Here is an 18,428-nt window from a genome sequence, read left to right as displayed (position 1 = left end):
TAGTATTTAGTTCATCGTTAAATATTATTTTTACACAAAATATCCAGCAACATAACAAATGAAAAAAATAGTAACCCTTTTATTACTTATATTGACTACTATTACTGTGGCTCAAGATATCAAAGTTGAAACAAAAGACAACGACTTAAAATTGTCAGCACTACCTTATTATAATTACGGAAAAGGATTAGGAATAACATCGCCTGACAGTTTATTTCAATTGAATATTCGATTTAGAATGCAAAATCGTGTAACCTTTATTCAAAATGAGAATGAAGATGCAGCATATTCAGGAGAAATTAGACGTTTGCGTTTGCGTTTTGATGGTTATGTTGGAAATCCACATTTTTTGTATGTAATTCAATTATCCTTTGCTCCGGGTGATGTGGGCGAAATTCAAGATGGTGAAAATATCAATATTATTCGTGACGCGGCTATTTTTTATAGACCAAATAAAAATTGGAGTTTTTTATTTGGGCAAACAAAATTACCAGGAAATAGACAACGTATTAACTCTTCAGGAGCATTACAATTAACAGATAGAAGTATTAATAATGCACGATTTACTATTGATAGAGATTTTGGTTTTCAAGCTTATTATTTGAATCAAAAAGCGAATCAATTTTCATACAACATAAAATCTGCTATTTCTACTGGTGAAGGAAGAAATTGGACAAAATCTTCTGATGACGGAGTAGCATTAACAGGTAAAATTGAACTAATGCCTTTTGGTTCCTTTAAAAAAGACGGAACCCATTTTGAAGGTGATGTAGCTAGAGAAGAAAAGCCAAAATTATTACTTTCAGGAGCTTTTAGTCAGAATAATTTGTCTAAAAGAACTCAAGGCCAACTTGGTCAGGATTTATTTGAACAAAAAACAACTAAATCTGTTTTTTTAGATGCCATGTTGAAATATAATGGTTGGAGCTTTATGTCGGCTTATATGTCGCGTTCAGCAAAAAATCCAATTGCATTTAATCCTGACGACATTACAGAATTTAATTATGTTCCGGTAGGAAGTGGTATGGATTATCAAATGAGTTATGTATTTACTACAAACTACGAAATAATTGGTCGTTTTTCTACACAAAAAATGCATCAAGATATTCAAACTTTAACTCCCAATTCCAAACAATATTCAATAGGTGTAACTAAATATTTATGGGAGCATGCTTTTAAATTGCAAGGTGAAGTTACTTTATCCGATTTAGATTATTTTGACGGAAGCAATAAACAAAATTGGTATGTTCGTTTTCAAGTAGAAATAGGAATTTAAAATTAGAATTTTAAAACAATTTAAATCCAGTATTATAACTGGATTTTTTTTTGTTTCTAATTGCTTACCTTTGCAAAATATTTATTTTATTATGTTACATATAGGAGAGTTCAACACGTTAAAAATATTACGAGATACTAAAGTTGGTTTATTTTTAGGAAGCGAAGAAACACAAGAAGATGATGTTTTGTTGCCTAATAAATATGTTCCTAAAGAATTTTCTATTGGAGACGATTTAACGGTTTTTATATATTTAGATCACGAAGAACGTCCTGTAGCAACTACACTTAAACCTTATATTAAACTGAACGAATTTGCGCATTTGAAAGTAAATTACATGAATCAGTTTGGTGCTTTTTTAGATTGGGGATTAGAGAAAGATTTATTTGTTCCTTTTAAAGAGCAAGCGAGACCTATGGAAGTAGGAAAACGTTATTTAGTTTACATGCATTTAGATGAAAAAACAAACCGTTTAGTGGCTTCTAGTAGAACCAATAAATATTTGTCAAATGAAAATGTAGACTTAGAACCCAATGAAGAGGTAAATATTTTAATTTCTCATATAACAGAAGGTGGAATAAACGTTATCATTAATCAGAAATTCAAAGGCTTAGCCTATAAAAATGAAGTGTATGATGATGTAAAGCCAGGAATGAAAACCAAAGGATATATCAAAAATATTCGTCCTGATGGAAAAATTGATGTTTCTTTACGAAAAGTAGGAGTAGAAGCCATTGAACCATCTTCGCAAGTTATTTTAGATGAATTAAAAGCCAATCGTGGTTTCTTACGATTGACTGATAATTCGCATCCAGAAGACATTAAAACGGTATTGAAAATGAGTAAAAAGAATTTCAAAAAAGCCGTTGGGAATTTATACAAACAAAAGCTAATCGAAATCAAAGAAGACGGAATTTATTTGGTTTAAATAGTATACTATCAAATGATATTAAATAAGAATATAATTTTAGTTTCTGTTTTATTTATTTTTTTATCATGTAATAATAAGACTAAATTAGAAGATAAAAGTGTTGATAAGAAGATTGATTCTTCATTGGTTTTGAATTCACAAAATTGGTATGATTCATTAGTTTATGATTATATAAATAATTCTGAAAATGAATTGATTAAGCTTGCATTAAAAGATAATGTTAAAGTTGAATGGATTTTGGATCAAATTGAAAAGACTGATTCAAAAAATTATTATATTTTCAATATTGGTCAAAGCGTATCCGATATTGATGGTACAAATACAAGATTCTCTTCCAATGGATGGATTTATATAGATAGTATTTCAAAAATAGTTTATGAATACGATTTGCCAAATGACAGTCTAATTGTTTGGAATAAAAAGTAATTAATTATTATGACAGCAAAAAACAAAATATATCTTTTATTAAGTATTTTAGTTTTATTACTAACGTTTGTTGCTATTTTTCAAAATTTTGAAACCATTCACTTCATTGGTTTTGAAACCGAAATCATTTGGATTCCAATTTGGATAGGAGTTGTGATTTTACCACTTTTAAATTTGTATGAAATCGCTATAAATACAGACGATTACAATAAATCTTATTGGCTATCTTTAGTATTAAATATAGTAACAATTGTGTTTATGTTACGATATTTTAAGATGAATTTATTTTAATTATTCTCCCTCTTCATCATTAAACTTAAACGGATAATCGCCAAATTTTGGAGCCAATCTCTTGGTTTGATAAGGTTTTTTTGAAAATTTATTTGAAATGGCAATTATCGTAACTGAATCTTTTTGAAGCGTTACATAAGCCGAAGTATTTCCGTGCCACCACCCGTTGTGAAAGAAATATTGTTGGCCCGTTTCAAATTCTAACATACGAATTCCTAAACCATAATTTCTGGTTCCTTTGCGTTCGTAACTATATCCTTTAAACATTTCGGCTTTCATTGCAGCGCTCAAAAATTTTTCTGAGTACAATGCCAAATCAAATTGAAGTAAATCGCGAGGAGTAGAGTAGATGTTTTTATCACCATATACCTGATCTAAATATTCAAAAGCCAATCGTAAATAATTGTTTTTGTAGGATTGACTTACGCTATCTTGCTTTGTTAAATCATCAAAAACAAAGGTGTTTTTCATTCCCAATGGATCAAAAATAAGTTCTTGAAGTACTTTTGGATAGGTTTTATTTGTTACTTTTTCAATGACTAATGCTAATAAGGCATAATTGGTGTTACAATATCCAAAGCGTGTTCCAGGTGTAGATTCTAATCCAATTTTTTTAGTAGCTAAAAGAGTTAATACATCTTGATTGGTTAGCGTTTTCTTTTTATCCCAAACGCCTTTATCATCAGTGAAGTAAGCATAGTTTCTTAAACCACTTCTATGATTCAATAGCATTCTTACGGTTGTTTTTTCGTGAGGAAATTCAGGTAAAATAGAAGTTACTAAATCGTCTAGTTTTAATTTTTTAGCATCAACTAATTTTAAAATGGTTACAGCTGTTATAACTTTACTTACAGATGCAATGTGTAATGGAGTATTTTGTTTTATCGAATCTCTTTTTTCTTTGTAAGCATATCCGCTATAATTTTCATATAAAATTTCGCCATTTTTTGCTACTAAAAAGGAACCACTATAGTCTTTAGAATTAAATTTAGCATTATAAAACGCCTCTAAATCATCAGCCGTTTTTTTCTTATATACCGTTGTTAAAGGAGTAAAGTTTACAGCATATTCAGACACATTACCATCAACATCTTTAACAGTAGATTCTTTATTTTCGTCGGGTTTATTTTTGCAATTAAAAAGTAGTAAACTTAAGCTTACAAATACTATTTTATTCAACATAAGGCGTATTCTTAAATGTAATATTTTGATTTAGGCGTTGCAATGTAGCAATAAATTCTTCTTGTTTTTCAGGTGAAATATAAATATTATCATATTTATTGTAAGTAATTATGATACCTATATGACTGAGGGCTGGTTTCCAAATAGTTGGTATAATAATTCCTTTGTGATATTCTATTTTATTGATTTTTTGAATATCAATTTCACCATAAAAAGGTCCAGATTTCCAATGTAAACAGGTGTTCTCAATCTTGTAAAAAGTGGTTTTATACGTCCAAATTATAAATAAAATAATGACAAAATGAATTGAAAATAATACTAAAAAAGGTTCATAAGTATCTTCAAAAAAACTCGGAATAGAAAGGAGTATCAAAAATACAATTGTTCCAATGTAAATGAATTTATTTGCTTTACTTACAGCCGATTTATAAACCATTTACAATCCTAATTTCTTTTTAGTTTCTTTTTGAATCCCATCTTTATGAACTAAAACAGAAATAGCTTTTAATTTCATATATGCTACACTCATATATACGTAACCTCCATTAGCAACTTTTTTTTCATCAGTTCCCCAAGAGTTTTTTACTTTATAGTACATATTCCCTTTTTGGTCTTTTACTTTCCCCACAATATGCATTAAATGGTCATCGGTAGTAGAAAGATTTTCAAATTCTTGTTGACGGAATTGAGGTGTAATATTTTTTTCAGTGATAATTTCTCCTAAGCCAGTTTTTACATCTTCTTCTTTTTCTGGAATAAATGCAATACCATATTTTCCAGAGAATGTAGCTTCCGAAACATCACAATCTAAAGACAAAGAATAACCATTTGCTAACGCATTATCAATATTGGCGATAAATTCGTCTAAAGGCAAATTATACATGCTACCGTTTGAAAAATTATCAGGAATGTTTAAAATAAACGGTTTGTAATTTGCTTCATGTGTAAACGAGGTTAACGTCACATAATTTTCAGGTCTAATTTTTGCGAATTCAGCAAATGATTTTGGAGTATAATTTTTGCCTTCGTATTCAAATTTTGTCGGAATGCTTCCCAAATAAATATCTAAAACAGCATGAATCGCTTGTTTCCAATTTGTAGATAATTTTCTTCCCGGATTTTCAGCATACGTTTTTAACATGGCCTCTAAAACGGAAACCATTTCAGCGTGATTATGTTTCGATTCTCCATCGTTTAAGCCATCAAAAACACTATTCGGAACTAATCCAAACTTAGTTATACTATTCATTACATCATGTGCCAAAGCACCTTCACTAAAATTTGCCTTTCCTTGACGCATTACATAATTTTCAGCTTTTAAAGGATACGTAGTTCTCGCTTGATACATTTCCGAAAGGTCGATTTTCTTTCCTGTTAAACGAATGATTTCCGATTCTAAAAAAGAAGAAGTAGAGAAACTCCAACATGTTCCCGTTATATCTTGCGAGATAACAGGAAGTCTATCCAAGTCAATAACGTCTTGAAATTCATAGTTTTGAGCCGAAGCTGTAAATAACCCAGAGGCAAACAGCAATCCGATATATAGTTTTTTCATAAATCTTATTGTTTTGAACTTGCAATATAATGCAAAAAATGAATTATTTTTACCAAAACAAACACAAAAATCAAAGGCAAGTTCAAGTTCAATTTGAAAGATAAACATTTAAAACATTTATGGAATTAAACGAACCAACTGAAAGAATATTCAATTTAGATGAAAGATTAGTTAGATTTGCTGGTGAATCGATTTTCTTTGTTAGAAAATTAGCTAAGGCATATGAATTAGAATATTACAAAAATCAATTAATTCGTTCTTCTGGAAGTGCTTCTTTAAACTACGGTGAATCTCAAGGAACAATTACGGATAAAGATTACGTTTTTAAATTATCATTAGTTGTAAAAGAATTAAAAGAATCAAGAAATTCACTCCGAGTTTTAAATTACATCAAAGAAGGTGAAGAGAATGAAAGAAATTGGCTTTTGTCAGAAGTAGAAGAATTAATTGCTATTACATCAAGAATGATGTTAAATAAATTGAAATAATTTTAATCTTGAACTTGAACTTGAACTTGAATTTGCCCTTGAAAAATAAAATAAATTTAAAAATATGAGTACAATCAATTGGAAAACAGTAAGAGAATTTGAAGATATTACCTATAAAAAATGTGATGGAGTAGCCCGAATTGCCTTCAACCGACCAGATGTTAGAAATGCCTTTCGTCCGAAAACCACTAAAGAATTAATTGAAGCATTTTATGATGCTCAAGAAGACACATCGATAGGAGTTGTGTTACTTTCTGCTGAAGGACCAAGTTCTAAAGACGGGATTTGGAGTTTTTGTAGTGGTGGCGATCAAAAAGCTCGTGGACATCAAGGTTATGTAGGAGAAGATGGTTACCACAGATTAAACATTTTAGAAGTACAACGTATGATTCGCTTTATGCCAAAAGCTGTTATTTGTGTAGTTCCGGGTTGGGCCGTTGGTGGCGGACATTCGCTTCATGTGGTTTGTGATTTAACTTTAGCAAGTAAAGAACACGCAATTTTTAAACAAACCGATGCCGATGTTACTAGTTTTGATGGCGGTTATGGTTCGGCTTATTTAGCAAAAATGGTGGGACAAAAGAAAGCAAGAGAAATTTTCTTTTTAGGCAGAAATTACTCGGCTCAAGATGCTTTTGAAATGGGAATGGTAAATGCCGTAATTCCACATGCTGAATTGGAAGACACAGCTTACGAATGGGCGCAAGAAATTCTAGAAAAATCACCAACATCGATTAAAATGCTAAAATTCGCCATGAATTTAACCGATGATGGTATGGTAGGACAACAAGTTTTTGCAGGTGAAGCTACACGTTTAGCGTATATGACAGACGAAGCAAAAGAAGGAAGAGATGCGTTCTTAGAAAAACGTAAACCAAATTTCGAAAAGAAATATTTGCCTTAATTGGTTGATAGGTGAATGGTGTTAGGTGATTGGTTGCTGTCATTCCGAGCTTGCTAGGAATCTCCTACGAAGTAGACTAATCCTTTAGCGAAGTAAAAGCAATTGCACATGTATTTGATTTTTGAACTTGAATATTGTAATTATAACACAATGATAAACAAATTTTTAGCCTTATTTTTAGTTTGTACCAGTTTTTTATTTGCCCAAGAGGAAACTAATAAACCAACAAAATTTCAAGTAGGAGTTCATTACGTTGGGAATCTTCGTAATGATAATATCATTAGCGATGGCTTTAATGGAGTTGTTGGAATTTCAAGTAATTATGCGGTTTATCAAGACGAAATGATTTCTGTTTTTGGAGGTTTAACGGTTGATTATTTACAAACTAGAGATTACTTTTTACATAATGATATTCTTATTTGGAATCCAAATGTTAGTATTGAATTTGATGTTTTTAAAGGGAAATTAATACCTTTCTTCGGATTTGGTTATGCTTTCTTTTCTAATGAGTTTAAATTTGAAACTTCTAGTTTCGATCCTTCAGATCCAGGTTTTATTACACGAACGACAAAGTTTAACTTTAATGGCTTGACAATTAATCCGGGCTTAAAATATCATGTTTCCAATTTGCTTTTTATTGAAGGAAGCTACAAATATTTCCCAATAAATTCAAGCGACATTGATGGAAAAGCAAACACTCATTTTATTTATTTAGGTCTTGGTTTTAAAATATAAAATATGAACAACTTCTCAAATAATACAATTGATTTAGACACACTTCCAAAGTTTGAAGAATTACATTTAAATGCTTTGCATTCAAATTATGTGAAGGTTTTACTGTTTAATTTTTTATTGTTAGTAGTTCTTGCAATTGGAGGATTTACTACCGTTTTTTTTGTTGAAAGAGAAGTTTTTTCTACAAAATATTGGCTACTAATTTTTAGCGCTCTTGTACTATTTTTGGTAGCGGTTATTGTTATAGCAAAGTTAAGTTTTAATAAAAAAGGTTATGCTTTTAGAGAGCACGATGCTATTTATAAATCGGGATTAATTTCTGAGACTACTACGATTATTCCTTTTAATAGAGTACAACATGTTGCTTTGCATCAAGGATTTATTGCAAGAAGACTAGGCTTAGCTTCAATTGAGTTGTTTACAGCAGGTGGAAGTAGTTCTGATTTAGAGATTCCAGGTCTTTTGTTGGAAGAAGCACAAAAAATTAAAAACATGGTTTCTCATAAAATTAATCCAATAGATAAATTAGAAGAAACTGAAGTTATAGAAAATTCTTTACCAGAAAATTTAACGGCTGAAAGTAATGAGTAATTTGGTAGATTTTTCCATGCCTCAAAGGCAATCTCTAACAGGAATTCTTGTAATGTTTGCGAATAGCTTACAAAAATCTATTCGTGCGTTTTGGCCTATTTTAATTCTTTATTTTGTAAAATTTGAATCGTTAAATAAATTCCTTTTTTTTGGAAGTATTATAGGCGTTTTAATATTAATTGGCTTTTTTTCATATTTACAATATTGGTTTTTTACCTTTCATATCGATGAAGAAACTAATGAATTTGTAATACAAAAAGGCGTTTTAAATAAATCGAAAATTACAATTCAATTACATAAAATTCAGCAAGTAAATATCAATCAAAGTTTAATTCAGCGCTTAGTTGGTGTATATAAATTAGAAATTGATACTGCCGGAAGCGATAAAAAAGAAGCATCAATTAGTGCTATTTCACATCAATTGGCTACACTTTTAAAAGAACGTTTAATTCATTATTCAGAAATTAATCTTAATTCTAAAGTCGATACACAATCAGAAGATTTTGAACCTGTTTCTTTTGTAAAAATTGGAATAGTTAGTTTAATTAAAATAGGATTTACTTCAAATTATGTAAAAAGTTTAGCCCTTTTGTTTGTTTTTTTAACAACTATCATTGAAAATTTTAATCAATTTCAAAACGATATTATTAATGAAGATAAGGTTACAAATTATCTTGAATCTTTTCCAATAATTACATCCGTTTTAATGGTAGTTGGTTTTGTTTTTGCATTGGTTTTAATTGTTAATTTAGTTCGAACTATTTTTAGATATTTCGATTTTACCATTCAAAAAAACCAACAATCGGTTATTTTATCTTATGGTTTATTGGCTACTAAAAGTATCTTGTTAAATCCAAACAAGGTTCAAATTGTAAAAATTACTCAAAATTATTTTCAAAAAAAGTTAGATGTAACTACGATTGGAGTTCATCAAGCCTCAAGTGATGCTCAAAAAATAAAAGAGAAAGATAAAATTGAAGTGCCAGGTTGTACACAACTAGAAAGTTTTGAGATTTTAAAATTGTTATTTTCTCAGGTGCCTAAAAATGGTACTTTGTATTTGCCTAATTGGCGAAAATTAGCTTTGAATTCTTTTTTCTTTTTATTAATTCCGATTTTAATAATGTTATTTCTAAATCGTAAAACAGAATTTGTAACATGGACAGAGTGTGGCATTTACACAACTATTTTTTCCGTTTTTGCTGGAATTATAATTTGGTTTTCGTTTAAAAATTATAAGCTTTTTGTTTCGGATGATTTCATAATTAAACAAAATGGGGCATGGGATATTGACACATCAATTATTGAACCTTTTAAAATTCAAACCATAAAAACCCAACAGTTTTTTTGGCAAAAGTATACTAACATTGGTTCCGTTACTTTATCAACTGCTGGTGGTAACATAAGTTTTTCAACCGGAAATTATTCAGAAATTAAACAATTAGTAAATTATTGGTTGTATCAAGTAGAGACTTCGGAGAAAACATGGATGTAGAAGTTAAAATTAAATAAAAGAATAAATGAACATAAAACACTGGATTCAAGCCGCACGATTACGAACCTTACCTCTTTCCATTTCTGGAATTATTGTTGGAAGTGCCTATGCTTATCATCAAGGATTTTCTGATTGGAGAATTGTTATTTTGGCGTTATTAACTACCTTAGGATTACAAGTATTATCCAATTATGCCAACGATTACGGAGATGGCGTTAAAGGAACTGATGACAATAGAATTGGTGAAAAACGTTTAGTGGCAGCTGGAGTAATTACAGCTAATCAAATGAAAAAAGCCGTAATTATTACTTCAGTTTTAACGTTCAGTATTGCTTTATTACTGATTTACATCGCATTTGGAAAGGAAAATTTTGCATTAAGTTTAATTTTCATCTTGTTAGGAATTGGTTCTATCGGAGCAGCCATTAAATACACTGTAGGAAAAAGTGCATACGGCTATAGTGGTTTTGGCGATTTGTTTGTGTTTATTTTTTTCGGATGGGTTTCGGTTGTGGGTTCTAACTTTTTGTTTACCCATTTTATCGATTGGAAATTATTCTTACCCGCAACAGCTATTGGATTATTAAGTGTAGCCGTTTTAAATTTGAATAATATGCGCGACATTGAAAATGATAAAATCGCAGGAAAGAATACGTTGGTGGTGAAAATGGGATTAGAGAATGCTAAGAAGTATCAAAATTATTTAATATCCGTTTCATTTCTTTTTTTACTATTATTTACATTTTTTTTTAATATGAATTTCTTCCAATTTTTGATTGTATATCTATTTTTAGGAAAACATTTAATTAATGTCGAAAAATCAAATAAATATGAAGACTTCGATCCAGAACTTAAAAAAGTAGCCTTAAGTACATTCGCATTAAGTATCTTATTTTGGTTAACTTTAGCCTTTTTAAACTAATTACTTATTACTAATCACTTTTCACTAAAATAAAAAACTATGAAAATCACATTCTACGGACACGCTTGTATTGGGATTGAAATTAACGAGGTTCACATTTTAGTAGACCCATTTATTTCTGGTAATCCAAAAGCTTCTCATATTGATATTAATACCTTGGAAGCTGATTTTATATTACTCACGCACGCACATCAAGACCATATTTTAGATGTAGAAGCCATTGCAAAACGTACAGAAGCTGTTATTGTTTCTAACTATGAAATCGCGTCTCATTTTGGAAATAAGGGATTTGAATTCCATCCAATGAATCACGGAGGTAGTTGGGATTTTAGTTTTGGAACCGTAAAATATGTCAATGCAATTCACACGTCGTCTTTTCCTGATGGAAGTTATGGCGGTCAACCAGGCGGATTTGTTATTGAAGGCGAGCACAAAAACATCTACATTGCTGGCGACACCGCTTTAACCATGGATATGAAATTAATTCCATTGCGTACCAAATTAGATTTAGCAATTTTGCCAATTGGAAGTAATTTTACAATGGATGTTGAAGATGCCATTATTGCTTCCGATTTTGTTGAATGCGATAAAGTTTTAGGCTATCATTACGATACATTTGGTTATATCGAAATCAATCATGAAGAAGCCAAACGCAAATTTTTCAACAAAGGAAAAGATTTGATGTTATTAGAAATTGGTGAAAGTATCGAATTGTAGTTTTGGTATAAAAATTGAATGGTTACTAAACACAATAGGCACATAGTATATTAAATTATGTTTTCTATGTAAAGTGTAATGCTCTAAAAAACACACATAAAGTAGAACTATGATACTATGTGTTTAAAAATTAAAAATTAAAATGAATAAACTTTTATATTTAGTATTAGCCATATTAATTTCAGTATCGAGTTTTTCTCAAAAAGATGGTTTTTGGGACAAAGAACGCTCAACAACTAAAGAAATTTCACTTTCGGCTGGTAAAAGAGCTATAATTAAAGCAGAAGATTTACCTATTGGAACCACTGAATTCGTATACCGAATAACCGTTTTAGATGAAAATCAAAAGTTAACTTCAAGTTTGGTTTCGGTATTAAAAGCCATTCCAGATCCAACCGGAATTAGTCAAGGAACAGCTGGAGCAATTCATTTAACATCAGCAATTTCGGGTGATGACAAATGCACATTTGCTTTGTTTCAAGAAGCAAATGCAGCTAATTTATTTTTGAAAGAAGGAAAAACGGATAGAGCTTGTTGGGAACAAAAAGAAAAAGTAAACAAAGACGCCAAATTGATTTCATCTTCTTCATTATGCTTGACCAATTTACCTAATTTGTGGTTCGGATTTGAAAGCCAGAACTGGGTTATGAATCAAAAAATTGTTTTAGAAGTGGTGCCATGGGTCGATTATAAAGCGAGTAGAGGTTGGACAAAAGAAACTAAAAATGAAGTTCTAGAGCTTGCTGAAAAATCAGATGTTGCCAAAATTTTAACTTACAAAGCTGCTTTTTTAGCTACATTTATCGATTTGGTAACAACTAAATATAAGTACAATGAGTTCAAGCAGTTATTACCTGTAGAAAAAACGAAAATGATTGCATCTATTTCAGATGAAAGCTTGTTGAAATCAGGTAAAATAAATGACTATTTACAAGATTATAATGTTCACATAAGAAGACTTTCATTAACAAAACCTGAAGAGGCAATTAAGCAATTACATTATTTAATTACCGAAAGAAAATTAGGCAAGGAAAACGAATTTGATTTATTAGGTTCTTTGTGTCTAAGAACAAAACAATATCAAAAAGCTGAAGATTACATTTTAAAGGCAATTTCGATGAACAAAAATGAAATAAAGTTTCAGTTGCATTTGGCTCATGTGTATTTGGTAACAGATAGAGTATCTGAAGCAAAAGACATTCATAAAAAATATAAAGATCAAAATATCGATGTAAATACAAGTTGGGTAAAAGCTACAAAACAAGATTTTGACAACATGAAACAAGTCGGACTACCAACAGATAATTTCAATAAAATTTTGAGAATTTTAGAATAACAATATAGGTCTAGGCTTTTAAACTAGTAACCTTTTAAACATTTAACCTTATTTTGCAAGCAACCTACAAAAAATACATCCTTAATTTCAAACGTCCAAGCGGCACTTCGAGAGGCGTGATGACCGAGAAAGAAACTTGGTTTATAATTTTAGAAGAAAACGGAAAAACGGGAATAGGAGAGTGTGGTATTTTACGATCACTTTCAATAGATGACCGACCAGATTATGAGGAAAAATTACAATGGGTTTGCCAAAATATTCATTTAGGAAAAAATACATTGTGGGATGAATTAATAGAATTTCCATCGATTCAATTTGGAGTAGAAATGGCGTTTTTGTCGTTGCAATCCGAAACTCTTTTTGATTTATTTCCTTCGGAATTTACGAATGGTAAAAAGAACATGTTGATTAACGGTTTGGTTTGGATGGGAGAGGAGCAATTCATGAAAACCCAAATAGAAGAAAAATTATCACAAGGATTTTCGTGTATAAAATTGAAAATTGGAGCAATTGATTTTGAAAAAGAATTAGGTTTATTAAGGTTCATTCGTCAAAATTTTGATGCTAAAACCATTGAAATTCGTGTTGATGCTAATGGTGCTTTTACTTCAAATGAAGCTTTAAGTAAATTAAATCAATTAAATGAATTTGAATTGCATAGTATAGAACAACCAATTAAAGCGAATCAAATTCAAGAAATGAAATTACTTTGCCAACAAACGCCTTTTCCAATCGCTTTAGACGAAGAATTAATTGGAGTTTTTGGAATAGAAAATAAGCAAAAATTATTAGAAGAAATTCAACCGCAATACATCATTTTAAAACCAAGTTTAGTCGGAGGTTTCAAAGGAACTTTAGAATGGATTTCTATTGCCGAAAGTTTACATATCGGTTGGTGGATTACTTCTGCATTAGAAAGTAATATCGGTTTGAATGCAATTACGCAATTTACTTTTACTTTAAATAATTCTATGCCACAAGGCTTAGGAACAGGTGGTTTGTATACTAATAACTTCGATTGCCCTTTGGAAATTGAAAACGGACATATTCAGTATAATACTGCTAAGAATTGGGATATTTCTAGTTTAGGAATTTAGGATGGCACGCGGATGATACGGGTCCGCCTAGGCGGAGCGCTGATGGTGACGGATTTTTAGGAACACAGATTTTAGAAATTTAAATTATTTTTAAAATTTAAATGCTTAGAAATCTTTGGAAATGTATTGACTTGATTGTCACCCTGAGCGAAGTCGAAGGCTAATGAAAAATTTACACAGAGATACACCGAGCGTTTTTTGATAAGGATTGTTTTGAGAGAGTTATACAGAGTCCGAAGCTTCGGACCGAAACTTCGGACGTTTCACTTTTCGTAGTTTACATTAGACTATCTTTAACGTTTGTTATCCTGAACTCGTTTAATTACGTTGAATCTTTAATTTCAGCATCTCTTTTTGTACTTGATTTTTGAATTTGAACTTGCCCTTAAACTTATTATCCGTTTAAAAGTATTATTTCCTAAATTTGCACAACTAAATCATTTATCAAATGTTTCGTTTAAAACTACCAACCGACCCAAGATGGGCCAATATTGCTGAAGGAAATTTAGAAGAAATTCTAACGGATCATGCGTGGTGCGAATTGAAAGCTTCCTCTAATGCGATTATGTTAATTAATATGTTGCCCGAATTTACTGAAGTAACAACAGAATTAACAAAAATTGCAAAAGAAGAAATGGATCATTTTGAGCAAGTGCATGAAATCATAAAAGCACGTGGTTGGGTGTTAGGTCGCGAACGAAAAGACAGTTATGTAAACGATTTATTCAAATTCATGAAACCCGGAAATCGCAAGCATTTAATTGTAGAGCGCATGTTATTTGCCGCTATGATTGAAGCCAGAAGTTGTGAACGATTCAAAGTACTTTCAGATAATATCCAAGACGAAGAATTAGCTGTTTTTTATAGAGAATTAATGATTTCGGAAGCCAATCATTATACTTCTTTCTTGCAATTTGCTCACGAATTAGCCGAAGAAGGTTACGACGTTAAAAAGCGTTGGGAAGAATGGTTAGAATTTGAAGCAAAAGTGATTGAAAGCTACGGAAAATCAGAGACGATACACGGGTAAAAGTTTGCAGTCACAGTCTCAGTGTTCAGTGATATGCTGTGACTGAAAACTGAGACTGTCAACTATTCTTCGCTTCAATCCACTTGCTCATATATTTAGTACTTTGTAAACTTTGATGTTGCAAAATTTGTCCCAAGAAATTTTGATTTCTATTCGTTTTTAAATTCTGTTGAAGTTCTTCAATTCTATTCATAAAATCAATTGCAAATAATTCTTTCTTGAAACGTTTTTCAATGATTTCATAACCATTTTTTTGAGCGGTTTCCCAAAGCGATTTATTAGTATACAATTCGATTGCTTTTTCTACAAAATCATTTTCATTTTCTGAAATAAATCCGTTCCAATCTAAATTCCCGTTCATTGCTTCGGCTCCCACTTTGGTAGTTATTGAAGGTAATCCCAATTGCATGGCTTCAAATAATTTGCCTTTTAAACCAGCTCCGTAAGGTATTGGTGCTAATAACACTTTTGCTTTCGAATACACATCAGCAACATTTTCGGCTCTTCCTTTAATTAAAAAACCTTCTTTTTCGTTGTGCAATTGCTTTGCTTTTTCCGAAACATAAGCACCATAAACATGAAGTTCTGCTTCGGGAAGTTGTTTTTTAACGGCTTTCCAAAGTTGTTTTAATTGTAAAACGGTTTGCCAATTGGGTTCGTGTAAAAAGTTGCCAATACTTACAAAATGTTTTCGTTCTTCAAATTTTGGAATATCTGTATTAATTTCTTCCGATAAAAAAGGTAAGTAATACAAAAGGGAAGCATCAATTTTGAAGGTTTCGGTAGCCAATTGCATTTCGTATTCCGAAATCAATAAGGTCAAATCGCATCTATAAATCGAAGCCATTTCGCGCTTAAAAACATCCGAAATATAATCTTCAAAAACCAATTCCCGATGCTGTTTGAATGCCACTTCTCTGGCTTTTCGTAAAAAATGTAAATCTTCAGTGTCTAAAATTCGTAAAACATTCGGGCAATTTTCAATCACACGCCAACCGTATTGTTCTTCCATCATAAAACGGTCAAATAGTACGACATTCGGATTTAACTCAGAAATTTCAGAATCAAAGCTACTATCGTTTAGCTGAATAACTTTAGTTTTAACCGAAATCTGATTCAAATCAAACGAAAAATCTGATTTTGAAGCCGAACATAAAAACGTAATTTCATAACTTTGTTTTTGAAACAACGAAATTAGTTGCAACATTCTGCTTCCAGCTGCTGTTGAATTAGGTTCGGGCCAAACGGCTCCTATGATAACTAAATGCTTCATGTGACAAATATAGTTATAAAGAAAAGTAAAAAGTAAAAAGTAAAAAGTAAAAAGTAAAAAGTAAAAAGTAAAAAGTAAATTTGCACTAATCACTAATCACTAATCACTAATAAATGTCATTTTTCAAATTCTGTCCAAGTTGTGCGTCAACTCATTTTACGTTTCCAGATAACCGTCGTTTTTTGTGTGATGATTGTGGTTTTACCTATTATCACAACATTGCTGCTGCTGTAGCGATTGTTTTTACATTTGAAGATAAAGTATTGTTTACAGTAAGAAATGTTGACCCAGACAAAGGAAAATGGGATTTACCAGGCGGATTTATTGACCCAAATGAAACTGCAGAAGAAGCCGCTTGTAGAGAAATTAATGAAGAATTAGGAATAGAAATTTCAAACCACGATTTAAAATATATCACAACTTCACCAAACAATTATTTGTATAAAAATGTGCCATATAGAACAATGGATATTTTTTATGAGTGTGAATTAACTTCAGATGTTATTAGTGTTGAAGCTGAAGATGAAATTCAGGAATTGATTTGGGTAAAACGTTCGGAAATTGATTTGAATCAAATTGGTTTTATCTCGATACGAAAAGTAATAGGTGAAAAATATCTTTACTAAGCACAATTAAAATGACCGCTTGGCATTGGACGATACGCGTAATATTGTAACACTTCTTCAATGGCTAACTTGAGCGCTTTATTTATTGGAACAATTACATTTCCCAATTGAAAATCGATTTGGGATAAATTCATGTAGTAATCTGTAAAGATAGGAACAGGTAAACCTTTATTGATTAATTCTGTTGATTTATTGTATTTCTCTGTTTGTCCTTCCTTTATGATTTTACATGTAGCTAATCGCAATTGACCATATTTATCAGTATTGGCACCAAATCCAAAAAGACGGCAAATTAAACCTCTATATTGATAACTACTGCAATTTCCTTTATTTTTATCCAACAATGACAGCGGATTATAAATATAGCAACGATTTTCAGATGATTTGTTTAGTGTTAACAATACTTTTTCTGCTTCACCATTTAAAAAAAGATGAAATGCCCATGGTAAAAATTCTAAAGGAGATGCGTCAAGTTCGGGATGGTTACAGCATTTTCCACAACCAGAAACACAACTTAACTTGGTTTGCGATTGGAATTCAGATATTTCTATGTCTAATTTATGAAATAATTCTTCTACCAAAACAACACGTTGCTCTATGGTCATAATTTTTTACCGAAGGTAGACTATAATAACTAAGTTTGTTAGAATTATAGATTAATAGTTCAGTTAATCGTACTGATACAATTTGATTAGGTTAATTTCTTATAATTGTCAGGAAAAGGACGATAGGAATAATATTGCAAAACTTCTTCTAAAGCCGTTTTCATCGCTTTGTTTACAGGTTGAAAAATATTTCCAAGTTTAAAATCTATTTGAGAAAGTTGCATGTAATATTCTGTAAAAATTGGTACAGATAGATTTGAATTTATTGCAATTGTAGCGTTTTCAAAATGTACAGCTTGGCCTTCTTTGATAATATTGCAAGTAGCAATTCGTAATTTTCCGTATTTATCTGTTGTGGCACCAAAACCAAAAAGTCTACAAATTAAACCACGATATTGGTATGTACTACAATTTCCTGATGTAAATTCTGCCAATGATTTTGGGCGATATAAAAAACAAGTATCAGTTGTGTTCTGTTCTAATTCTAGAAGTGTTTCTTCGGCTTGACCGTTTAAAAAAATATGAAAAGCCCAAGGCAAAAACTCTAAAGGTGAAGCGTCAATTTCTGGTGTTGAGCAACATTTTCCACAACCTGCAATACAACCTAATTTAGTTTCTTTTTGGAACTCTATAATTTCCACCTCAAGATTTTGAAACAATGTTTCAACTAATCTTACGCGATGTTCAATTGAGTTATCCATTTTCGAGGCTTTTTTACAAAGAGTTAAGGTATAAAAAAAGCGTTCAGTTAATTGAACGCTTTGTTTTTTTGTGACCTCGACTGGATTCAAACCAGTAACCTTCTGAGCCGTAATCAGATGCGCTATTCAGTTGCGCCACGAGGCCTTAATGCGGGTGCAAATATAGGAATTAATGTCTAATTTGCAAACTCAATTTGTAAAAAATAATAATAAATTTGAATTTATAATATTATGTGTATGATATTCA

Annotated in this window: 21 protein-coding genes and 1 tRNA gene; 15 read left to right on the top strand and 7 right to left on the bottom strand. The window is 30.9% G+C overall.

Annotation, left to right across the window (positions count from 1 at the left end; all coding sequences use genetic code 11):
- Positions 1–58: 58 nt before the first annotated feature.
- From GFJ99_RS06960 to GFJ99_RS06945, 4 genes are all read left to right on the top strand, one after another.
- Positions 59–1,276 (top strand): porin, encoded by a 1,218-nt coding sequence (locus GFJ99_RS06960; RefSeq protein ID WP_153208114.1) that lies wholly within the window; start codon positions 59–61, stop codon positions 1,274–1,276.
- A gap of 91 nt (positions 1,277–1,367) precedes the next feature.
- A complete protein-coding gene (locus tag GFJ99_RS06955) occupies positions 1,368–2,204 on the top strand; it encodes a S1 RNA-binding domain-containing protein (protein WP_153208113.1) in 837 nt (278 codons plus the stop codon).
- A gap of 15 nt (positions 2,205–2,219) precedes the next feature.
- Positions 2,220–2,633 (top strand): hypothetical protein, encoded by a 414-nt coding sequence (locus GFJ99_RS06950; protein WP_008257856.1) that lies wholly within the window; start codon positions 2,220–2,222, stop codon positions 2,631–2,633.
- A 9-nt stretch (positions 2,634–2,642) separates the two neighbouring features.
- A complete protein-coding gene (locus GFJ99_RS06945) occupies positions 2,643–2,924 on the top strand; it encodes a hypothetical protein (protein ID WP_008257854.1) in 282 nt (93 codons plus the stop codon).
- On the opposite strand, the gene GFJ99_RS06940 is transcribed toward GFJ99_RS06945, so the two are convergent.
- From GFJ99_RS06940 to GFJ99_RS06930, 3 genes are read right to left on the bottom strand one after another with little or no spacing between them, the layout of a single operon-like run.
- Positions 2,925–4,106 (bottom strand): serine hydrolase, encoded by a 1,182-nt coding sequence (locus tag GFJ99_RS06940; protein ID WP_153208112.1) that lies wholly within the window; start codon positions 4,104–4,106, stop codon positions 2,925–2,927. It abuts the gene before it with no gap.
- Positions 4,096–4,542, bottom strand: coding sequence for a PH domain-containing protein (locus GFJ99_RS06935; protein ID WP_153208111.1), 447 nt, complete (start codon positions 4,540–4,542; stop codon positions 4,096–4,098). The genes GFJ99_RS06940 and GFJ99_RS06935 overlap by 11 nt, the downstream gene beginning before the upstream one ends.
- The gene (locus GFJ99_RS06930) at positions 4,543–5,661 is read right to left on the bottom strand and encodes a C1 family peptidase (protein WP_153208110.1); all 1,119 of its coding nucleotides are present in this window, start codon (positions 5,659–5,661) and stop codon (positions 4,543–4,545) included. It abuts the gene before it with no gap.
- A gap of 119 nt (positions 5,662–5,780) precedes the next feature.
- Between GFJ99_RS06930 and GFJ99_RS06925 the strand changes: the two genes are divergently transcribed.
- The 10 genes from GFJ99_RS06925 to GFJ99_RS06880 all read left to right on the top strand — a co-directional run bounded on the left by GFJ99_RS06925 (position 5,781) and on the right by GFJ99_RS06880 (position 14,976).
- Positions 5,781–6,149: a four helix bundle protein gene (locus tag GFJ99_RS06925; RefSeq protein WP_008257848.1), complete on the top strand. Its 369-nt coding sequence runs from the start codon at positions 5,781–5,783 to the stop codon at positions 6,147–6,149.
- Positions 6,150–6,213: 64 nt separating this feature from the next.
- Positions 6,214–7,053 carry a 1,4-dihydroxy-2-naphthoyl-CoA synthase gene (locus tag GFJ99_RS06920; protein ID WP_008257847.1) on the top strand — a complete coding sequence of 280 codons (840 nt, stop codon included), beginning with the start codon at positions 6,214–6,216 and terminating at the stop codon, positions 7,051–7,053.
- Positions 7,054–7,203: 150 nt separating this feature from the next.
- Positions 7,204–7,788, top strand: a complete 585-nt coding sequence (locus GFJ99_RS06915; protein WP_162523931.1) for an outer membrane beta-barrel protein — start codon at positions 7,204–7,206, stop codon at positions 7,786–7,788.
- Between the two features lie 3 nt (positions 7,789–7,791).
- Positions 7,792–8,379, top strand: a complete 588-nt coding sequence (locus tag GFJ99_RS06910) for a PH domain-containing protein (RefSeq protein ID WP_153208108.1) — start codon at positions 7,792–7,794, stop codon at positions 8,377–8,379.
- Positions 8,372–9,874: a PH domain-containing protein gene (locus GFJ99_RS06905; RefSeq protein ID WP_153208107.1), complete on the top strand. Its 1,503-nt coding sequence runs from the start codon at positions 8,372–8,374 to the stop codon at positions 9,872–9,874. The genes GFJ99_RS06910 and GFJ99_RS06905 overlap by 8 nt, the downstream gene beginning before the upstream one ends.
- A gap of 25 nt (positions 9,875–9,899) precedes the next feature.
- Positions 9,900–10,796, top strand: a complete 897-nt coding sequence (gene menA / locus GFJ99_RS06900; protein WP_153208106.1) for a 1,4-dihydroxy-2-naphthoate octaprenyltransferase — start codon at positions 9,900–9,902, stop codon at positions 10,794–10,796.
- 39 nt (positions 10,797–10,835) lie between these two features.
- Positions 10,836–11,513: a metal-dependent hydrolase gene (locus GFJ99_RS06895; protein ID WP_153208105.1), complete on the top strand. Its 678-nt coding sequence runs from the start codon at positions 10,836–10,838 to the stop codon at positions 11,511–11,513.
- A gap of 142 nt (positions 11,514–11,655) precedes the next feature.
- The gene (locus GFJ99_RS06890) at positions 11,656–12,849 is read left to right on the top strand and encodes a M48 family metallopeptidase (RefSeq protein ID WP_153208104.1); all 1,194 of its coding nucleotides are present in this window, start codon (positions 11,656–11,658) and stop codon (positions 12,847–12,849) included.
- Between the two features lie 53 nt (positions 12,850–12,902).
- A complete protein-coding gene (locus GFJ99_RS06885; protein ID WP_153208103.1) occupies positions 12,903–13,946 on the top strand; it encodes an o-succinylbenzoate synthase in 1,044 nt (347 codons plus the stop codon).
- 448 nt (positions 13,947–14,394) lie between these two features.
- Positions 14,395–14,976 (top strand): tRNA-(ms[2]io[6]A)-hydroxylase, encoded by a 582-nt coding sequence (locus tag GFJ99_RS06880; RefSeq protein ID WP_008257827.1) that lies wholly within the window; start codon positions 14,395–14,397, stop codon positions 14,974–14,976.
- A 58-nt stretch (positions 14,977–15,034) separates the two neighbouring features.
- Here GFJ99_RS06880 and GFJ99_RS06875 read toward each other — a convergent pair whose 3' ends face one another.
- The gene (locus GFJ99_RS06875) at positions 15,035–16,249 is read right to left on the bottom strand and encodes a glycosyltransferase family 4 protein (RefSeq protein WP_153208102.1); all 1,215 of its coding nucleotides are present in this window, start codon (positions 16,247–16,249) and stop codon (positions 15,035–15,037) included.
- A 113-nt stretch (positions 16,250–16,362) separates the two neighbouring features.
- On the opposite strand from GFJ99_RS06875, the gene GFJ99_RS06870 reads away from it, so the two are divergent.
- A complete protein-coding gene (locus GFJ99_RS06870; protein ID WP_153208101.1) occupies positions 16,363–16,875 on the top strand; it encodes an NUDIX domain-containing protein in 513 nt (170 codons plus the stop codon).
- Here the strand turns inward: GFJ99_RS06870 and GFJ99_RS06865 are convergent.
- The 3 genes from GFJ99_RS06865 to GFJ99_RS06855 all read right to left on the bottom strand — a co-directional run bounded on the left by GFJ99_RS06865 (position 16,872) and on the right by GFJ99_RS06855 (position 18,326).
- Positions 16,872–17,480, bottom strand: coding sequence for a YkgJ family cysteine cluster protein (locus tag GFJ99_RS06865; protein WP_153208100.1), 609 nt, complete (start codon positions 17,478–17,480; stop codon positions 16,872–16,874). The genes GFJ99_RS06870 and GFJ99_RS06865 overlap by 4 nt on opposite strands.
- 86 nt (positions 17,481–17,566) lie before the next feature.
- A complete protein-coding gene (locus tag GFJ99_RS06860) occupies positions 17,567–18,181 on the bottom strand; it encodes a YkgJ family cysteine cluster protein (RefSeq protein ID WP_153208099.1) in 615 nt (204 codons plus the stop codon).
- Between the two features lie 71 nt (positions 18,182–18,252).
- Positions 18,253–18,326: transfer RNA gene (locus GFJ99_RS06855), tRNA-Arg, on the bottom strand.
- Positions 18,327–18,428 lie beyond the last annotated feature (102 nt).

Origin of the sequence: Flavobacterium sp. LMO6 (genome assembly GCF_009495795.1) — a bacterium.
In the GTDB taxonomy this organism is placed as follows: domain Bacteria; phylum Bacteroidota; class Bacteroidia; order Flavobacteriales; family Flavobacteriaceae; genus Flavobacterium.
This window is presented reverse-complemented; position numbering and strand designations above follow the sequence as displayed.

Coding starts and splice junctions, on each gene's coding strand:
- GFJ99_RS06960 (WP_153208114.1), top strand. CDS start 59: ATGAAAAAAATAGTAACCCTTTTATTACTTATATTGACTACTATTACT.
- GFJ99_RS06955 (WP_153208113.1), top strand. CDS start 1,368: ATGTTACATATAGGAGAGTTCAACACGTTAAAAATATTACGAGATACT.
- GFJ99_RS06950 (WP_008257856.1), top strand. CDS start 2,220: ATGATATTAAATAAGAATATAATTTTAGTTTCTGTTTTATTTATTTTT.
- GFJ99_RS06945 (WP_008257854.1), top strand. CDS start 2,643: ATGACAGCAAAAAACAAAATATATCTTTTATTAAGTATTTTAGTTTTA.
- GFJ99_RS06940 (WP_153208112.1), bottom strand. CDS start 4,106: ATGTTGAATAAAATAGTATTTGTAAGCTTAAGTTTACTACTTTTTAAT.
- GFJ99_RS06935 (WP_153208111.1), bottom strand. CDS start 4,542: ATGGTTTATAAATCGGCTGTAAGTAAAGCAAATAAATTCATTTACATT.
- GFJ99_RS06930 (WP_153208110.1), bottom strand. CDS start 5,661: ATGAAAAAACTATATATCGGATTGCTGTTTGCCTCTGGGTTATTTACA.
- GFJ99_RS06925 (WP_008257848.1), top strand. CDS start 5,781: ATGGAATTAAACGAACCAACTGAAAGAATATTCAATTTAGATGAAAGA.
- GFJ99_RS06920 (WP_008257847.1), top strand. CDS start 6,214: ATGAGTACAATCAATTGGAAAACAGTAAGAGAATTTGAAGATATTACC.
- GFJ99_RS06915 (WP_162523931.1), top strand. CDS start 7,204: ATGATAAACAAATTTTTAGCCTTATTTTTAGTTTGTACCAGTTTTTTA.
- GFJ99_RS06910 (WP_153208108.1), top strand. CDS start 7,792: ATGAACAACTTCTCAAATAATACAATTGATTTAGACACACTTCCAAAG.
- GFJ99_RS06905 (WP_153208107.1), top strand. CDS start 8,372: ATGAGTAATTTGGTAGATTTTTCCATGCCTCAAAGGCAATCTCTAACA.
- menA (WP_153208106.1), top strand. CDS start 9,900: ATGAACATAAAACACTGGATTCAAGCCGCACGATTACGAACCTTACCT.
- GFJ99_RS06895 (WP_153208105.1), top strand. CDS start 10,836: ATGAAAATCACATTCTACGGACACGCTTGTATTGGGATTGAAATTAAC.
- GFJ99_RS06890 (WP_153208104.1), top strand. CDS start 11,656: ATGAATAAACTTTTATATTTAGTATTAGCCATATTAATTTCAGTATCG.
- GFJ99_RS06880 (WP_008257827.1), top strand. CDS start 14,395: ATGTTTCGTTTAAAACTACCAACCGACCCAAGATGGGCCAATATTGCT.
- GFJ99_RS06875 (WP_153208102.1), bottom strand. CDS start 16,249: ATGAAGCATTTAGTTATCATAGGAGCCGTTTGGCCCGAACCTAATTCA.
- GFJ99_RS06870 (WP_153208101.1), top strand. CDS start 16,363: ATGTCATTTTTCAAATTCTGTCCAAGTTGTGCGTCAACTCATTTTACG.
- GFJ99_RS06865 (WP_153208100.1), bottom strand. CDS start 17,480: ATGACCATAGAGCAACGTGTTGTTTTGGTAGAAGAATTATTTCATAAA.
- GFJ99_RS06860 (WP_153208099.1), bottom strand. CDS start 18,181: ATGGATAACTCAATTGAACATCGCGTAAGATTAGTTGAAACATTGTTT.